Annotated in this window: 2 protein-coding genes; one reads left to right on the top strand and one right to left on the bottom strand. The window is 67.4% G+C overall.

Annotated features, from left to right (window positions below; translation table 11 throughout):
• Positions 1 to 345, top strand: a 345-nt coding sequence (locus PKE99_RS37820) for an aspartate racemase/maleate isomerase family protein (RefSeq protein WP_498371920.1), incomplete at its 5' end; no start/stop codon positions are given.
• Between the two features lie 41 nt (positions 346 to 386).
• Here PKE99_RS37820 and PKE99_RS37815 read toward each other — a convergent pair.
• Positions 387 to 962, bottom strand: a complete 576-nt coding sequence (locus tag PKE99_RS37815; protein WP_197040888.1) for an LOG family protein — start codon at positions 960 to 962, stop codon at positions 387 to 389.
• Positions 963 to 965: the final 3 nt, after the last annotated feature.

Genomic DNA, 965 nt, shown 5'->3' with positions numbered 1-965 from the left:
GTGCGGGAGTACATCGAGGGCGAGGGGATCGAGGTCCTCCACGCCGTCGCCCTGGAGGTGCCGGACAACCTCGCCGTCGGTCGGCTGGACCCCCAGCGGCTGCCGGACATCGCCCGCGGCCTGCGCCGGGACGCCGCGGACGCGATCGTCCTGTCCGCATGCGTCCAGATGCCGTCGCTTCCCGCTGTGCAACGGGTCGAGGACGAGTTGGGCCTGCCGGTGATCACCGCTGCGACGGCGACCGCCTACGAGGTACTGGTCGGCCTCGGCCACACGCCCTCCGTCGCCGGCGCGGGCCGACTGCTCGCCGGCACCTCGGAGCGGGCAAACAGCACTGCCCGGTAGAGCCCTCGGCGTAGGCCTGCATCAGGCCGCCTCTGGTCTCGCTATTCCACCGGCTTCCAGCGCTGGCCATCCAGTGGCTCCCAACGACGAAGTGCGTCGAGTAGCGTCTCGGGCTCGACTCCGTCGAGAACGAGGCTCCGATCGGCTGGACGGACGAATCCCTCACCTACGGCGTGGTCGAGAAACTCGAGGAACTTCTGGTAGTAACCGGCTGTGTTGAGTAGGCCCGTCGGCTTGGTGTGCAGTCCGAGCTGTGACCAGGTCAGAGCCTCGGCGAACTCCTCGAGTGTGCCCAACCCGCCGGGTAGCGCGACGAAGCCGTCTGCAAGTTCCACCATCTTTGCTTTACGTTCGTGCATGGACTCGACGACGTGCAGCTCGGTGAGGCCTGTGTGGGCGATCTCCTCACCGACCTGGTGCTCGGGAATGACTCCGATCGCTGATCCGCCGGCGTCGAGGACGGCATCTGCGAGCACGCCCATGGTTCCGACGCTGGCGCCGCCGTACACGAGCGTGACGCGCTCCTTCGCGAGGAGGCGTCCCAGGTCTCGTGCGGCGTGGACATAACCACTTGCCCTGCCGGTGTTCGATCCGCAGAAGACACACAGGCTGTTGATCGC

This window comes from Pseudonocardia halophobica (genome assembly GCF_027922425.1).
GTDB classification, from domain to species: Bacteria; Actinomycetota; Actinomycetes; order Mycobacteriales; family Pseudonocardiaceae; genus Pseudonocardia; species Pseudonocardia halophobica.
Note: the sequence above shows the minus strand (reverse complement) of the source record. Positions and strands in the feature narration are given on the sequence as shown.